This is a genomic window from Blautia faecicola, from assembly GCF_004123145.1.
GTDB classification, from domain to species: Bacteria; Bacillota; Clostridia; order Lachnospirales; family Lachnospiraceae; genus Oliverpabstia; species Oliverpabstia faecicola.
In genome coordinates, this window is record NZ_SDKC01000001.1 from 3,206,311 (window position 1) to 3,221,756 (window position 15,446).

Here is a 15,446-nt window from a genome sequence, read left to right on the forward strand (position 1 = left end):
TAAATTGTTGTAAACTTGCAATGAAAACATCTACAAGTTTAGTTAATTGTGCATTTCAGCAAATACATACTATTTGTAATCTTTGTTTTTGAGCGACGTACCGACAAACGGTATCGTTGCAAATTCCCGAGGGTTACTACGTATAACGTAATCGATATAATTAGCCACCATCAATGCGTAAGCATAGTACCCCATCGGGTTCGGATGGAAGCCCAGCCCGAACGACTTACGCATTTCGGCATCGTATACGGGCGCATGCGCAGTCATATCCAGCAAGTACGTAAAGTCAAACATATCGCACAATTTGGCAAGTTCGCTTGCGATATAACGAATATCTTTATCGCAGGCATCACCGCGAAGTTGCGGAGTAACAACAAAAATACGCGCATTTGGCTCGATCGTTTTAAGTTTGCAAACGATTTTGCCCATATTGCCGAAGAACGTATCGGCGTTATCCTGCGGACATTCTGCGTTAACGTCCTTGACGCTTCCCAACGGATGTCCGAAGACAAACGAATCGTTGTTGCCCAGCGCAATGATATACGCTTGATTCCATTGCCAAAATCCGTTTGCATCCGCCCAACTTTGCATATACTCGCGCGCGGTCATTCCGCCGCGAGAATAATTGTTGTACTTCGTCCCCGTAATGCGCTCCAAAACAGCGGGCCACGAATACCCGTACATATCGGTATAAACTATGTTGCCGTTTTCGTCGTGGCTTTCAAACTCACCCGACGCCAAAGAATCCCCTATCACTCCTATTTGTTTGAATACGCCTGCAAAACCGCACGTTTCCTTGATAATATCCAACGGCTGTTCGTTTGCGCCGAGTTCAAAACGTTTGATATCCATTTTTATTCACCGTCCTGTGTTTCTTCTTTAATTTTTTTAGGCTTATCCCATTCCGTACCCGTTACTGTTTTAAGATCCAGTCCGCGAGTTTCGCCGACAAACAGCCACATTATTACGATTGCGCCCACAAGCCCCGGCACAGTCAAACCCAAGTACATATAGCCGAACATCTTTTCGGGAATGATAGGAAGCAGTATCATAGTGATAACCGTTGCAAGTCCGCCCATAACTCCGTTAAGCAACGTGTTGATTACAGTTACGGACGAACGCAAGTTTGTAGGAGAAGACTCGGAGAACATTATTCCGCCGATAGTATCGCCCGCGCCCCAGTAACTGCCCATAAATCCGCCGATTGCAAAGCCTGTCAAATACGGAGTCCACTTGAACATACCGCTTAAAATAAACAGCAAATAGCACGCCAACGCCGAACAAGACATCGCAATTATAGTTATTTTGCGCCCGAATTTGTCCGACACAAAACCCGATATCAACGTAAACAGCGCGTTGCCTACGGGATACAAGAATAGAGCAAGAGTTATTTCTTCTTCCGTCATCAAAGCAGACTTTGCCATAACCGTACTGTACGTTGCCGTACCTAACGAAGCAAGATAGAAACAACAGCAGGCGATGATCAAAAAGCGTAATTGCCTGTGTTTGAATGCGAATTTTACAGCGGTCAGAATTCCGCCTTGAGCGTTTTGCTCGCGCTCTTCCTTACTGCGTTGTTCGCGTTCTTCGATGGGAGTTTTTAAGTACTCTATTCTTTTTATTAAAAACGCGTTTGTTTCCTTTGCAAAAAGCAACGCGAATAACGCCATTACAAAACCGATAATTGCCGGAACTAAATATACAACGTGCCAACGCTCGCTTACATTTTGCATAAGCGTAGCCCTAAGCAACGGAACAAGCAACGTACCCAGTATCGCCACCGCTTTTACGATTGCGTAGTTACGGGCGCGGGACTTTTCGTCGGAGCATTCCAGTATGTACACACATTGCATATCGTGCGACACCATAAAACCCATCAACGTGCTGCCTATCATGTAAACGTAGATATCCTTAGATAAATACACAAGGAACAGCCCTAACCCCATACATAACGTGTTAATAACCAAAAACGGCTTACGCCCGAATTTGTCCGCAAGGGGACGGTAGAAAATAATAAGCAATGTTACCGGATAGGAAATAAAACCTATGGCGGAAAAAAGCGATAATCCCGCGCCGTATTCCATACCCGTATTTTTTACGAAGAATTCCGTAACTATATTCGCCTGAAACTGAATGGATATCGTAGACGCCATTTCGTCCGTTATGTAGATGAGCGACAAAATCATAAACAAGTAAATCAAATAAAACTTGTTGCTTCTTGCGCCCAACTGCTTTTCGCGGCGGATAAGTTCTTTGGCTTCGCGCGCCTGTAATCGTTCAACGTTTTTTGCCATTTTGAGTTTTCTCCTTTTGAAAATTGTAAACAAGAAAATTCTTGGTCATCTCGTCGGTAATGCCGTAGCGCTCCGCCAAATTGTGTATGGCTTGCAAAAAATCCGCACCGAAGCAACCCTTGGACAACAAGTTTTCTTTTTCGATAAGTTTATTCCAAAAAACATTCAAAACAATTTCGTCGGTGGCAAGAGAAACAACCGAATGATTGCGCGTATGCACGTAAACGTTGCGATCGCCCTCTTCGCCGACTAAGCACTCTCTGCCGTCGATTATGATTGTTGTTCTGCGGTAGGGAAACAGAGTTGAAACGTCGTTGATATTGTACGAATACACCGTTGCGCCGGCGACCGAAATACTTTCGAAGGTAAAAATATACACCTTTACTCCGCGGGATATTGCGTTTTCGATATTACTACGCAGCACTTCGAACGACTCCTGCCAAATGGACAGCGAAATTTCCGCTTGCGCGCTGTCGATAAGTTCCTTTGCCTTGGCAACGTATTTTTCTTCGCCCACTATATTCATTACGTAATCGACGTCGGCATTTTCCGTTGCGAGTTGTTGAAGTTCGCGTTCGGCGCAGGCAATATTCTTTTCGTTTTCTTCCTTAATGCTGCGGATAAGGTCTTGATACTCGATAGGCTTATAAAAATTAGGTTCTCCGTCTATACGGATGACCGCGCCCTTTGCAATCAAACGATTGATGACCTCATAAACCAACGAACGCGCAACGCCGGACAATTTGGCGATTTCGTAGCCGTTTAGCACTTTGTGTTTTATCAACGTACCGTATACTTTTGCCTCGTTAGATGAAAAACCGAGTTTTTCCAAAAATTCAAAACTATTCATAGTAGTTATCCCCCACACTACTATTGTAAGGCAACTCTTTCCGTTGTCAATATTCTTTTTAAAATATTTGATATTAAATTTGCGTTTTTTCGTCAATACGGACTATCGTCAAAGTACAGTTCGTTGTATAAATCGCCGTCTTTCCTATCGAAACGTTCTTGCTGCTCGGGTGTAAAAGATACTTTTACCGTTTCTGGTTTACGCAACGTAAAATTGCCGATATCGCGTCTGCGCGTACGATTGATTATATGGGCAAATGTATGAAGGCTTTCTACGTCTCCTATAAGTTTTACTCGATCTTCCAGTGAAATTTTATCCCTATTCAACATTCTGACAGCGTTTCGATAAACAGGGTTTGGAATTAACATTGCCGTTGCCCAATTGGTATTGCCAGCTTTTACAATCTTGATGTGTTATCTTCTCTGTTTTCAGATCGATAAGGATAAATCTGTCTCAGAAACATTCCTACTGCATTGGACATTGGAATACCAAGTTGATCAAGCACCTGTTCTGCCTGTTCTTTTACTTCAGTTTCAAACGCTACATTGAACACTGTGCAAAAGTCACCTCGAAAATCGTTCCTCCAGTCTTGCCTGATTTAATACAAATACTGCCATCATGTACTCTAACGATTTCACGGACAAGAGCAAGTCCTAGCCCTACGCCGCCCAGCTCCCGGCTTCTGGATTTATCCACACGGAAGAACGGTTCGAACACTCTCTCCCTAAGCTCCTTTGGTATTCCGTTTCCCGTATCCTCTACAGACAGATAAACATGCTTTTTTCTCTGATATGCGGTTACGGTAACCTGTCCGAGCGGATGATTATATTTGATGGCATTTTCAACCAGATTGTATACAAGCCTGTAAATAAGTATATCACTGCCTATCATAGTGGCATCCTCACATTTTCCAATCAGCTTTATATTTTTTTCCTGTGCAAGAGGCTCAAGGTCTGCCAAAACCTCTTCAACAATAGCATCCAATATAATTTTATCATCCCTTCCCACCGTCTGAAGCTCACTCATATCAAGAAGAGTCTTTACCATCCTGTTTAATTTATCATTTTGTTCCGTAACCATTTTTATGGTCTGCAAAGTGTCTGCATCATTTCCCGGGTGAGAGGCAGAATTATATAAATCAAGCTGCACCTGCATTAACGCTAATGGAGTTCGCAGCTCATGTGCTGCATTTGCAGTAAACTGTCTCTGTATCTCAAATGCATCCGACAGACGCTCAAGCATCTTATTATAAGAAATGCCAAGCTGGTTCAGTTCCTTAACATTGTTTTCCTCTATTCTTGAATCAGACAGATTCTGAGCCTGTACCTCTTCAATTTTATCTGAAAACTCCCTGATCGGTCTAAGTGCATGCCCGCTTATAAAATAAGTGACGACGCCTCCTAAAAGTGCCAGCAAAACAGTGATTATCAGACTGTTTCTTTTATAGTCGGCCTTATTATTGTACACCTGAACCGAAAAATTATCTGCAAACTCATCCCACTTGTCATCCGGAATACTGATAACTATTTCATCTGATGTGTTTCCTTTTTCATTCCCCTGTGACTCTACCGCATCCTGAAGCGAATCAATGTAATACACACCATTTTTATAGACAAACATAGTCAGGCAGCCACATATAATGGCAATGCACAATGTAGTTATACACGTAAGTCTCCACTGCAACGACATTTTTTTCATTTGCCAGACTCCTCCCGTATTTTATAGCCTTCGCCTACCTTGTTCAGAATGGGATCATAGCCCAGCTTCGCCTTAAGCTTTTTTCTAAGTGAAGACATATGTACCCTGACCGCTCCGCTAAAACTGTCTGCCGCAGCATCCCACACATGCTCTATCAGCTCCTCCTGGCTTACCGGTCTGCCTATATTAATAAGTAAATATTCCAAAATACCATTCTCTTTTCTTGTCAACGGAACCGGCTCTCCCTTTGCATATGCCTCGCGTTTAATCGTATCAAACTTTATTTCTCCGCATGTAAGACATATATCATTCTGTACAAATTTCCTTCTTGTCAGGCTTCTGATACGTGCTTCAAGCTCCTGCAGATGGAATGGCTTTTCCATATAATCATTTGCTCCTGCATCCAATCCTTCTACCTTATCAGCAATCTGACCTCTTGCGGATAATATCAAAACCTTAGTTTCATCATTGTATTTTCTAAGCTCCTTAAGAAGCTCCATCCCATCCATCCCCGGCAGATTCAAATCCAACACTATCAGATCATAATTCTCCGACAGTATACTTTCGAGAGCCTCGTTCCCATCATAACTGGTATCCACCTCATAACCGGCAGCATACAGACTCTTTGCAACCATATCACATATTTGTTTCTCATCCTCAACAATTAATATTCTCAAAATTTTCTCCTGCTTCTTAACAATAATTTTACAACCTATATTGTATAATATCAAAGTCAGCTGGTCAACAATACAACAAAAAGGAGCAATATTATGTTGAAATACCAAAAAACATGTCAAATCATTTTGCTTATCCTTGGTGTATCCATGGTAAGCTATGGTGCAGTCAGAGGTGAGGCGGCTGCCGTGCTTGGTAAAGCAATAAAACTATGTCTGGAGTGTGTCGGAATTGGATAAGGAAAAGAAATTACTATCAAGAAAGCTGGCAAAAATACGTGGATGGATACAGGCCGCAGCAACGCTGCTGACCAATATTCATATTCCGAATTTATTTAAGGGTAAAATATATCAGGGCAATGCAAAAACAGTATGCGTCCCCGGATTAAACTGCTACTCCTGCCCTGCCGCGACAGGAGCCTGTCCAATAGGGGCATTTCAGGCAGTCGTCGGATCATCAAAATTTAAGTTTTCATACTACATAACCGGATTTCTTATTTTACTCGGTGTAACTCTCGGCAGATTTATATGTGGTTTTTTGTGCCCATTTGGATGGTTTCAGGATTTACTTCACAAAATACCCGGGAAGAAATTATCCACAGCCAAACTAAAGCCTCTTAGGTACCTAAAATATGTCATTCTTATTGTTTTCGTTATACTTCTTCCGATGCTTGTAACGAACTCTATAGGAATGGGAGACCCGTTCTTCTGCAAATACATCTGTCCTCAGGGTGTTTTAGAGGGTGCTATACCGTTATCTATTGGAAATGCTGCTATCCGTTCGGCGTTAGGAAAGCTTTTTTCTTTCAAATGCATCATTTTAATTACAGTGACTGTGCTAAGTATTTTATTTTACAGACCTTTCTGTAAATGGATTTGTCCTCTTGGAGCAATCTACTCATTATTTAATAAGGTCAGCCTTCTCAAAATCACTGTTGATAACAGCAAATGTGTCGGATGCGGTCAATGCTCAAAGGCATGTAAGATGGATGTAGATGTGTGTAAGACACCAGATCACCCCGAGTGCATACGCTGCGGTGCCTGCATAAAGGCCTGTCCGAAGGATGCCATCTGCTACCGGTTTATGGGAAAATCATGTCAAAAAAATGACAACAGATAACTATTAAACATTTTACTATTATTTTAAAAGGAGAAATTACTCATGAAAAACAAATTATCATTTATTTCTATTTTTACACTCTGCATGGCATTATCACTTACAGCATGCGGCGGAAAGCAAGCTTCCAACACAGCTTCCAACACAGCTTCTAAGAGCACTCAGACTGAAGCCGGCTCAGAAGCATCCGACAAATCAGATTCCACGCTTGATGATTTATATCAGCAGGAAAATCAGCTTTTTGCAGATCACTCTGATGCGTGGAACAAGGTATTTGGCATGATGAGTAAAAGTGACGCCGATTCAAACGGAAATTATGCCGATTATCTCGCCGGTACCATAGAATCAAACAAGGATTCATTTACAGACGATGAGCTTAAAACTCTTAATGAGGATATTGAAACCATACGAAAAATCGAGGAACAGATAGCAGAGCTTGAAAGCAAAAGCACATCATCAGACGACAACCAGAAGAACAGCTCAAAATCCTCATCTGTATTCAGTGATTTTTCCGGTGAGGATTTTGATGGCAATAAGGTGGATGACAGCCTGTTTTCCGGTAATGCAGTAACAGTCGTCAATTTCTGGTTTACCGGCTGCAAACCATGTGTCGCTGAGTTATCTAAGCTTAACGAATTAAATGATGCTATCAAATCAATGGGCGGTGAAGTGGTTGGCATCAACACTGAGACCTTCGACGGAAATAAGACAGCTATCAAAGAGGCTGCCTCTGTTCTTGAAAGCCAGGGTGTCAAATATCGTAATCTGTCAATTGACTCCTCCAGTGCAGCCGGTAAATATGCCTCAGAGATCATGGCATTTCCAACAACTATACTTGTTGACAGAAATGGCAATATTGTAGGCGAACCAATGCTCGGCGGAATTGATAACCAGGACAACTATGATACCCTTATGAAGCAGATTCAGTCTGTGGTTGATGCAGACAGCACAAATAAATAGATGTCTAATCGAGTAGGAGGCGGTGACTAACCGCCGTCCTCTCACACCACCGTGCGTGCCGTTCGGTACACGTCGGTTTCAATAGTTGACGTGCATTGACTGATAGGCTGTGGCTAAATCATAAAAGCCCCAGTTTATCAGTCTTTCTTTTGTTAGGGCTCTTTTGACCACACCTACGTTTGACATTCTCCAATAAGCTTTTCGGCTGTAGTCTCCTTCACAGGCTACCCATTCCGGCATTCCCAGTCCTATCAGCTTCCGTTTTCGGATCTTCGGCAGTTTCCACTGTTTCCAGATACACATCCGTATCCTTCTATACAGCCATCCATTCAGGTCTTCGATGTTGTTCTTCATGTCTGCTATACCACAGCACTTTTTTAACGTAAAAAGCGTTTTAATATGATGTAGCCAACGACAAGAAGCATGTGCATATAATCCCAACTATAATGATAGTTATGTAATAAAGAATAGTACGAGCATTTTTAATTTTATCAGCTATCATAATTCTGTATGCCTCCTTCTTCCATGAGATTACAGCAAACGTAGTAGTAATGTCTATCAAAAGGCTTTTACATATTAGATAAAAGCATGTAAAATTTCTTTTACATAGCTTAATTGCGGTCTATTTAGCTTGTTTCCTGACTACTCAGGAAAAATATTTCTACCCTCGCCCCACCTGTATTTTCAGAATTTGAAAGTTTAATACCTCCACCATATTTTTCAGCCACAGTTTTTGCAAAAAATAGTCCCATCCCATAATGGGCTTCGCCATTTCTACTTGTGTCATCCATAAAAAACTGCTCTGTGCCATGCAATAATGCTTCTTTTGTAAATCCTGATCCGCTATCCTCCACAATGAATGTCAGCCGGCCATCCTGCTCCTTTGCGTCAATATAAATGATTCCATTTTCTTTTGTATGCTCCACTGCATTCTGAATCATATTCATTACGGCCCGGAACATTGGATCATAAGCAATCGTTACCTTTTTATCACTTTGTCCCGCCTTCCAATCTATTTTCTGGTGATAGATTTCTACCAGTCCGAGTGCCTGTTCCTTTATATCTGCGAAAAAATCTTCTAATCTCACCGTTGTATAGGTAACATCACTGCAATTCCATGATTTTGTGACATCTATCAACTGTTTTACATAACTTTGTATCTGTGTTGTGCCGTTCAAAACATAAGTGATATTATTCTTCTGTTCTGTGGTCAGTTCAGTCTCTGAAAGTAGTTCTGCATTTCCCCGTACAATCGTAAGAGGTGTTTTAATATCATGCGCCAAAGCAGACATCTGTTGTTTCTTTTCCTGCTCTGTTTTCCACTGCTTTTCTAAAGATTCTCGCAATGCATCTCGCATATCATCGATTGCCGATAAACAGTCATCAAACTCTTTGATACCGGAACAGGATGTCTCATATTCCAGATTTTGATCCTTTATTTGTCTGATTGCGTCTAATACAGGCTGCATCTGCTTTTTGATTCTTTTTCCAAAACGTATGGACGGAATGATGATAATCGCTACCGCTCCAATCACTGACATAATACTCATCACATTCTGTGGTCCTATAAAATGCTCCCTCAAAAAAGCTGAATGATATTGAGGTGTCAGGCGATATTGCAATACAACATATTCATTTTCCCTTACAATTACTTTATAAAAATATTTCCCGGATGCGTTTCCGTACTTTGCAACATTCCATGCTATCTGTTCGTATTGTTCTGACAGATCTCCACCTATTTTCTCTCCATTCTCTGAAAAGATTACATAATCACAAAGTGCGGGAATCATCTCAGCAGTTACTTTATCCGCACGTAAAATCGTATCATATGCTTCATTAATCTTTTGCTCTGCATAATTCGCCGGATAGATACAGCCCACACTAATCAAAAGGTACAGCAGCAGCCAAGCAACAATCACCAAACCTACTAATGATCCAAGCATGACCAGTACATATCTCATAAAAATCCAGCTGAGTGCATTGCTTCTCTTTACTCTTCCCATTTATATCCAATCCCCCAGACTGTTTTTATCGGTGTATAATCATAATCCGCAAATTTTGCTCTTATATTTTTGATATGCGTGATAATGGTACTGTCATTACTCTCACTGTCAAAACCAAAGACCTCTTCTAAAATCTGTTCTTTCGAGAAAACCTGTCCCCTGTTTTTAGCCAGGAATTCACAGATTTCGTACTCCGCTTTCGTAAGAGGAAGTTCCTTATCATCAACCAATAGTTTCTTTTGAGATATTTGAATACAGACCCTCCCCAAAACCATCCGGACAGAATGTTCCCTGTGCTCTCTTCTAAGATGTGCATTGATCCTTGCCCGAAGTTCCATCACTCCAAATGGCTTTGAAATATAATCATCTGCTCCTAAAGAAAGTCCGTTTACCAGACTGTTTTCCTCCGTTTTTGCCGTAAGAAACAAAATCGGACAATCCACAAGTGCCCTGATTCTTTTGCATAATTCGAAGCCATCAATTCCAGGCATCATAATGTCCAGTAAAATCAGGTCATAACGATGTAATTCTTCCATATTAATTTTTAGTGGATTACTTACTTTGGTGACCAGATGTCCATCCTTATTCAAAATGCTTTCTATCATTTCCAAAATTGCCGGTTCATCATCAACTGCCAGTATTTTTGCCATAGTTTCCCTCGATTCTATTCCGATATTCTGTTTCCTTCCCAGTGGTTTACCCACCAAAAATAGTATACCATACTAATCCCTGTAAATATTAAGCAACCTGGTATGAATGACAACCATTCACCTACACTAGTTTCTCCCAATACAGATTGCAGATAAGTATATGGTACTCTACCCGTCCAGCAGACAAATACATATTTCCACACATAATCTCCAAGTCCGGTAAGCATCAATGCACTAATTAGTCCTGATATAATCCCTGCTCCAATGGATACCCCTTTTCCAAACTGAAAAGCCAGAATCAGCTGCCACAGATAAAGTGGAACACTGCTTCCCCACAGCAGCAATGCTGCAAATATACATCCTTTCATGATTTCGATATCGCTTGATGCGATTCTTCCAAATCCAATTCCGAATATGATTGCTGTCAATAGGATAGAGCACAGACACAAAACCAGTAGCATCAACAGTTTCGATAAAAATGCTGCAGGTTTATCCGGTAAAGACAACAGATTTTGAAAATCACCTGCATTTTGTTCCTGTTCCATCACACTTGCTGTAAAAATTCCAATAAGTACCGGAAGTCCTGCTCCTATTGCCTGATAAAATGCAATCACTTTCATATTTTCATTCCATGGTGAAAAAAAGTAATATATTAAAAATATAACGCTGGTTATAATTGGAATCAGTAAGTGTGCCAGAATCACAGATGTTCCTTTCATCTTTCGCAAGTCTGCATTAAGAGATCTTCCAATCATCTTATTTCACCTCTCTTCTCTCAAACCATTTCAAAAACAGAACCGTTACAAAAACAAACCAGATGATTGAGAGACACATTCCCGGAACAATGACTCCCGTATCCAAAAGAGGATTCCCTGCTTCTGCGGCAAGTCCATTTGGTAAAACATGAAGCAACGGACACATCATTCGCATAGGGATTGCAGAAACAAGTACATACCAGATTCTGGTTTGTGATATTACCACACCGCTGACGGTAATAAACAGGCAGACGAACAGGTTTACAATCATTCCAAATCGTTCACTTAAAAATAAAGCTACCGGAATCTCCCATAACTCAGAAACCGTCAGAAACAATACTGCAATCAACGCTCCTCCAACTGGAACATGTGTCGTTAGAAGAAATCCTCCAAGCGTTGCTCCTGCAAACACAATCACATTAGAAAACAAAATCATGTACCCAATATAAATAATTTTCCCCAGCACCAATTTTCTTCTGTCTGTGGGAATAGTCGTTAAATGATAGTATTTTATCTTTTTCTCCTGCGCCACAGAAAGATAACAAAATAGAGCAATCATCCCCGGCAGCAAAAGTGTATACCACCAGTTCCAAACACTTTCTGCATAAGCATTTGTCATCCCAAGAGTAAATATAAATGCCATAACAAATGTAAGAAGAGGAAATCCCCAGATAAACTTTTTTCGCATGGTTCTTTTGGCTTTTTGATGTTCTGCTTTTATAATATTAACCATGGATTTCACCTGCTTTCTGGTTTTTTCTTACCACATTCATAAACAAATCTTCAAGATTATCTCCCTGCTTTAATGCTCCTTCGTATCCTAAGATTCCACCTGAAATAATCCCGACTTTATCTGCAAGTAACTGTACCTCTGAGAGAATATGACTGGAGAGAATTACAGTGATTCCCTGTTCCGGAAAAGACCGGATCAGCTCTCGTAATTCCTCGATGCCTATTGGATCTAATCCATTCGTAGGTTCATCCAATATCAAAAGTTCCGGTTCTCCAAGCAATGCCATTGCAATGCCTAGTCTTTGCTTCATCCCCAAAGAAAACTGCCCTGCTTTCTTCTTTCCGGTGTTTGTAAGTGATACAATCTGCAAGACCTCATCAATTCTGTTTTCATCTGTACCAAGCAATAATTGTCTTACCTTCAAATTCTCTCTGGCGGAAAGATTTTCATAAATAGGCGGATTTTCAATTAACGCTCCTATTTTTGATAAATCTTTCCTATCCCAAAGTTTTCCATCAAAGTAAATCTTTCCTGCAGTGGGTTTCATCATACCGGTCAACATTTTCAATGTGGTAGATTTTCCCGCACCATTCGGTCCAAGCAGTCCATAAATCTGTTTCTTTTCTATATTAAGTGAAACATTATTTACCGCTTTCTGCTTTCTAAAATATTTACACAAATTTTGTGTCTGCAACATCATTTCCATCTTTACTATCCTTCCTTCCATATTTCATTTCTTACTGAAATATAACCTAACAGAAAAAAATAAAGATTTGATGAAGATTGCTAAATAATTCGTCTACTCTATTTTTATTCTCGTATGGAATAAACCATCAATTGAATATCATTATCAGAACTCGGCTTTCCACTGAAGTCAGCAAAGCTGTTACAAATACGAAGTCCTAATTTACCGAATATCTCCTTCAAAAATCTGTCCCGGAAGTTTTTTCTTCTCCATATACGGGAACTCTCTATCAAATGCCTCTGCTTCCTTTTCATTTACCAGATACCCTGCCGGAGGTGCATATTCTCCTGTAATTCCATTAAGATAAGCGGTAAATTCTTCTCCGACCACTCCGAAACAAGTTCCGGATGTACTTCTGCTAAACTGTTGTTCATAGCCAAACCTCAACCTCCTTGTGCTTAGAGTATATGAAGTTTTGGCTTTATCTTGTAGTTTGCGAATATCTGCATAAATAGAAAAAGCCCTTTGAGAAAAAGGATTCTCCTTTCTCAAAGGGTAAATTGAAAAACCGGAATTTTCACATTATCTATTACAATGTAAATAATGCTTTTTCGTAGTCCTTAACATAATACTTAATATTGGTTTTACCTTTTTGGATTACGATATGTCCCTCTTTTTCAAGCATCTCCTTTTGTGCCTCAACGCCTCCTGGATACTTTGCATTTAATTCCCCTTTTGCTTTTAATGTTCTCCAATAAGGGGTTTTATCTTCTGCACGCTGATAACTCGCCCATGCAACTATCGAAACAAAAATTCCAGCTGTAATTGGCTCTGTAAAATCAGCACCATTTTGTTTAGCAAAGAATTCCCTTATTGTACCTACTGTAAGTAATTTTCCACAAGGCACAAGTCGCATTACTTTGTCGTAGTCAATAGGTGGGGCAAAATACATTTTATCTCCACCATATTTTTCGATGCTCTTTTCATCTGTTATGATTTGAACTTTTGGCATATCCTTGCTATCCATAAGCATAGCATTAAAATCTTTTTTATCTTCATTTGCCATAATGTATCACCTTCAAACCAATCATATCTTAATAAACGAAACCATACAATGAGACAGTTTTAAAAATCCTTACGAAACTTCAAATTTTCATGTGTTCGACAAACTGGGATTTAATCAAATAAAGCTTCCCATTTTTTTGATTGCATTGCATTGAAACACATCTCAATTTGTTCTTTATTATTCTTTTCTTCTGCAAGTTCTGGAAGCTCATCAATTTCAAAATAATCAAAACCCGTTGTTTCAATATTAGTTGTAAATTGACCGCCCGTCACTTCACATTGCATAAAAATCTTACATACTTTATACGCATATATCGGAAGATTATGTTTCTCCCTGTCTTGAACAGCAATAACACGTTTTACAATAACATCAAGTCCTGCTTCTTCTTTGACTTCCTTTATTGTATTCTCCTCTACGGAAATATCAACATCACACCAGCCTCCCGGCAATGACCAAGTACCATTTGCTTCCTGAACCAATAATATTTTCCCATCTTTAAAAATCGCAGCTCGTGTATCTATTTTAGGTGTCTGATATCCTACATCACTGCAAAATAAATTTTGAACTTTGTCTGCCGATATTTCAGTTTTATAGCTTATCATTTCAGCAGAAATTTCTCGGATTCTTTCATACCGTTCGATATCAAATTTGTCTTTTCCATAAAACAAACCACCTTGAGCAATAGCCTGTAATTCTACTGCCCATTTTAGCCATTGTTCGTTTTTATCCATATATTACCGCTCCTTCAAATTCTAATTTGTCGCTTTAATACCCGTGGTCAACATGTTCCCAATTCCCACTGTCATTCCTAATTAGAATCCATTTCCAATCATCATATGTTGAATCCGGATTAAGCGAACCATCCCCGCCTGATGAGTCTACATCGAAAGATGATAATATTACGATTGCTTCATCCGCGTCATATTGTTCAGCCCATTCATCAAATTCATCGGCGTATGTATCTCCGGGATAGGACAGTTTTGTCAGTGTGCAGCCGTCAAATTCGTTGCCGAAATAGTCTTTTACTGTTTGGAAAGCCGCCTCAATATCACTGTCTGAATATATTTCCGATGGTTTCCAATCAGGAATTTGAACATTGTCAATATTCCCACCACTATTCTTTCCACTACAGCCGGCAAGAACAAAAATCATTATCAAAGCTGTCAGAAAACAGAATAAAGTTTTCCTATTCATTTTTCGATACCTCCTACGAATTCAAATTTTCATCCCTACAGACTGAAATTTATTTTTTCCTTGTGGTTATACGAAGTAACAAGCATCCTATCAAAAATCCAACGAGAGTCCCACAAGTATTCATAATCACATCATCTAACTGTGCAAACCTTCCAATAAATGTTTGCAAAAATTCTATACCAATCGAAAATACTGCTCCAAGTATAACGCCATTCCACCAATGCTTGTGGATATTCTTAAAAATAAATACTGGCAAAAATCCATATGGAATGAATAGACATATATTCAAAATAGTTGCCGCATTAAATCCATCCTCAAATAATTTAAAACTAATATAACTATCAAGTGGTGAGGATATTCCAAAACTACCACCAATAATTCCTGTAATTTTTAATATTGATACAACTATTAGAATCCATAAGAATTGACATAACCAATTTAAAATCTTAACTTCAATTTTCTTCTTCTGGATAAATTCAATACCCACTTCGATAATCATAACACCTGCAAAAATAATAAGTGCCATTGGAAATAATCTCACTAATATCCATATTCCAGTCCATATTTCCATTGTAATATAACTCACTATCATTCCTCCATAACTTCAAATTTGTCGTTTTCTTTTATCCCCATTATAACTGTTCTCCATAACCACTGCAATGAAAACCTAATCGGTGATTTACATTTCTCTCTCTTCTAAAAATGGGCAATCCCATTAAGGACTGCCCATTCATTCTGCTTATTATGCGATTTTTTCTTGCTTGCAC

Annotated in this window: 18 protein-coding genes and 2 pseudogenes; 3 read left to right on the forward strand and 17 right to left on the reverse strand. The window is 39.7% G+C overall.

The genetic code is table 11. From position 1 onward, the window contains the following. Window positions 1-69: 69 nt before the first annotated feature. The 6 genes and pseudogenes from ETP43_RS14375 to ETP43_RS14400 form a co-directional block, all read right to left on the reverse strand. Complete coding sequence (locus ETP43_RS14375; RefSeq protein WP_129258873.1) at window positions 70-852, reverse strand: SGNH/GDSL hydrolase family protein; 783 nt, start codon at window positions 850-852, stop codon at window positions 70-72. Window positions 853-854: 2 nt separating this feature from the next. Then, window positions 855-2,294, reverse strand: a complete 1,440-nt coding sequence (locus ETP43_RS14380) for an MFS transporter (protein ID WP_118635011.1) — start codon at window positions 2,292-2,294, stop codon at window positions 855-857. Beyond that, complete coding sequence (locus tag ETP43_RS14385) at window positions 2,278-3,144, reverse strand: TrmB family transcriptional regulator (protein ID WP_129258875.1); 867 nt, start codon at window positions 3,142-3,144, stop codon at window positions 2,278-2,280. Before ETP43_RS14385 ends, ETP43_RS14380 begins: the two co-directional genes overlap by 17 nt. A 445-nt stretch (window positions 3,145-3,589) precedes the next feature. Beyond that, window positions 3,590-3,697, reverse strand: a pseudogene (locus ETP43_RS18630) (type II toxin-antitoxin system RelB/DinJ family antitoxin); the annotation flags it as partial. Next, window positions 3,685-4,842 carry a sensor histidine kinase gene (locus ETP43_RS14395; RefSeq protein WP_129258877.1) on the reverse strand — a complete coding sequence of 386 codons (1,158 nt, stop codon included), beginning with the start codon at window positions 4,840-4,842 and terminating at the stop codon, window positions 3,685-3,687. The pseudogene ETP43_RS18630 and the gene ETP43_RS14395, both read right to left, overlap by 13 nt. Beyond that, the gene (locus ETP43_RS14400) at window positions 4,839-5,519 is read right to left on the reverse strand and encodes a response regulator transcription factor (RefSeq protein WP_181951952.1); all 681 of its coding nucleotides are present in this window, start codon (window positions 5,517-5,519) and stop codon (window positions 4,839-4,841) included. The genes ETP43_RS14395 and ETP43_RS14400 overlap by 4 nt, the downstream gene beginning before the upstream one ends. 93 nt (window positions 5,520-5,612) lie before the next feature. On the opposite strand from ETP43_RS14400, the gene ETP43_RS18635 reads away from it, so the two are divergent. The 3 genes from ETP43_RS18635 to ETP43_RS14415 are packed head-to-tail and all read left to right on the forward strand — an operon-like array spanning window position 5,613 to window position 7,593. Then, window positions 5,613-5,756 (forward strand): CD1871A family CXXC motif-containing protein, encoded by a 144-nt coding sequence (locus ETP43_RS18635; RefSeq protein ID WP_129258881.1) that lies wholly within the window; start codon window positions 5,613-5,615, stop codon window positions 5,754-5,756. After that, the gene (locus ETP43_RS14410; RefSeq protein WP_129258883.1) at window positions 5,749-6,636 is read left to right on the forward strand and encodes a 4Fe-4S binding protein; all 888 of its coding nucleotides are present in this window, start codon (window positions 5,749-5,751) and stop codon (window positions 6,634-6,636) included. The genes ETP43_RS18635 and ETP43_RS14410 overlap by 8 nt, the downstream gene beginning before the upstream one ends. Before the next feature lie 42 nt (window positions 6,637-6,678). Continuing rightward, the gene (locus ETP43_RS14415) at window positions 6,679-7,593 is read left to right on the forward strand and encodes a TlpA disulfide reductase family protein (RefSeq protein WP_129258885.1); all 915 of its coding nucleotides are present in this window, start codon (window positions 6,679-6,681) and stop codon (window positions 7,591-7,593) included. 78 nt (window positions 7,594-7,671) lie between these two features. Here the strand turns inward: ETP43_RS14415 and ETP43_RS14420 are convergent. The 11 genes and pseudogenes from ETP43_RS14420 to ETP43_RS14470 all read right to left on the reverse strand — a co-directional run. Further along, window positions 7,672-7,959 (reverse strand): annotated as a pseudogene (locus ETP43_RS14420) (group II intron maturase-specific domain-containing protein); the annotation flags it as partial. Window positions 7,960-8,219: 260 nt separating this feature from the next. Beyond that, entirely contained in the window at window positions 8,220-9,596 is a 1,377-nt protein-coding gene (locus ETP43_RS14425) for a sensor histidine kinase (protein WP_005330846.1), read from the reverse strand. Beyond that, on the reverse strand, window positions 9,584-10,246 hold the full coding sequence (locus ETP43_RS14430) for a response regulator transcription factor (RefSeq protein ID WP_015559641.1): 663 nt from the start codon (window positions 10,244-10,246) through the stop codon (window positions 9,584-9,586). Before ETP43_RS14430 ends, ETP43_RS14425 begins: the two co-directional genes overlap by 13 nt. 14 nt (window positions 10,247-10,260) lie before the next feature. Continuing rightward, window positions 10,261-11,001 (reverse strand): lantibiotic immunity ABC transporter MutG family permease subunit, encoded by a 741-nt coding sequence (locus ETP43_RS14435; protein WP_005330844.1) that lies wholly within the window; start codon window positions 10,999-11,001, stop codon window positions 10,261-10,263. A gap of 1 nt (window position 11,002) precedes the next feature. Continuing rightward, on the reverse strand, window positions 11,003-11,734 hold the full coding sequence (locus tag ETP43_RS14440; protein ID WP_072521437.1) for a lantibiotic immunity ABC transporter MutE/EpiE family permease subunit: 732 nt from the start codon (window positions 11,732-11,734) through the stop codon (window positions 11,003-11,005). Beyond that, on the reverse strand, window positions 11,727-12,440 hold the full coding sequence (locus ETP43_RS14445; RefSeq protein ID WP_055225704.1) for a lantibiotic protection ABC transporter ATP-binding protein: 714 nt from the start codon (window positions 12,438-12,440) through the stop codon (window positions 11,727-11,729). The genes ETP43_RS14440 and ETP43_RS14445 overlap by 8 nt, the downstream gene beginning before the upstream one ends. 201 nt (window positions 12,441-12,641) lie before the next feature. Next, the gene (locus tag ETP43_RS17165; RefSeq protein WP_164979529.1) at window positions 12,642-12,971 is read right to left on the reverse strand and encodes a hypothetical protein; all 330 of its coding nucleotides are present in this window, start codon (window positions 12,969-12,971) and stop codon (window positions 12,642-12,644) included. A 37-nt stretch (window positions 12,972-13,008) separates the two neighbouring features. Then, complete coding sequence (locus ETP43_RS14455) at window positions 13,009-13,485, reverse strand: MGMT family protein (RefSeq protein ID WP_015512791.1); 477 nt, start codon at window positions 13,483-13,485, stop codon at window positions 13,009-13,011. Window positions 13,486-13,595: 110 nt separating this feature from the next. Next, window positions 13,596-14,216: an NUDIX hydrolase N-terminal domain-containing protein gene (locus tag ETP43_RS14460; RefSeq protein WP_117525550.1), complete on the reverse strand. Its 621-nt coding sequence runs from the start codon at window positions 14,214-14,216 to the stop codon at window positions 13,596-13,598. A gap of 34 nt (window positions 14,217-14,250) precedes the next feature. Continuing rightward, window positions 14,251-14,679, reverse strand: coding sequence for a hypothetical protein (locus tag ETP43_RS14465; RefSeq protein WP_055291182.1), 429 nt, complete (start codon window positions 14,677-14,679; stop codon window positions 14,251-14,253). Between the two features lie 49 nt (window positions 14,680-14,728). Continuing rightward, window positions 14,729-15,265: a VanZ family protein gene (locus tag ETP43_RS14470; RefSeq protein WP_049946793.1), complete on the reverse strand. Its 537-nt coding sequence runs from the start codon at window positions 15,263-15,265 to the stop codon at window positions 14,729-14,731. Window positions 15,266-15,446 lie beyond the last annotated feature (181 nt).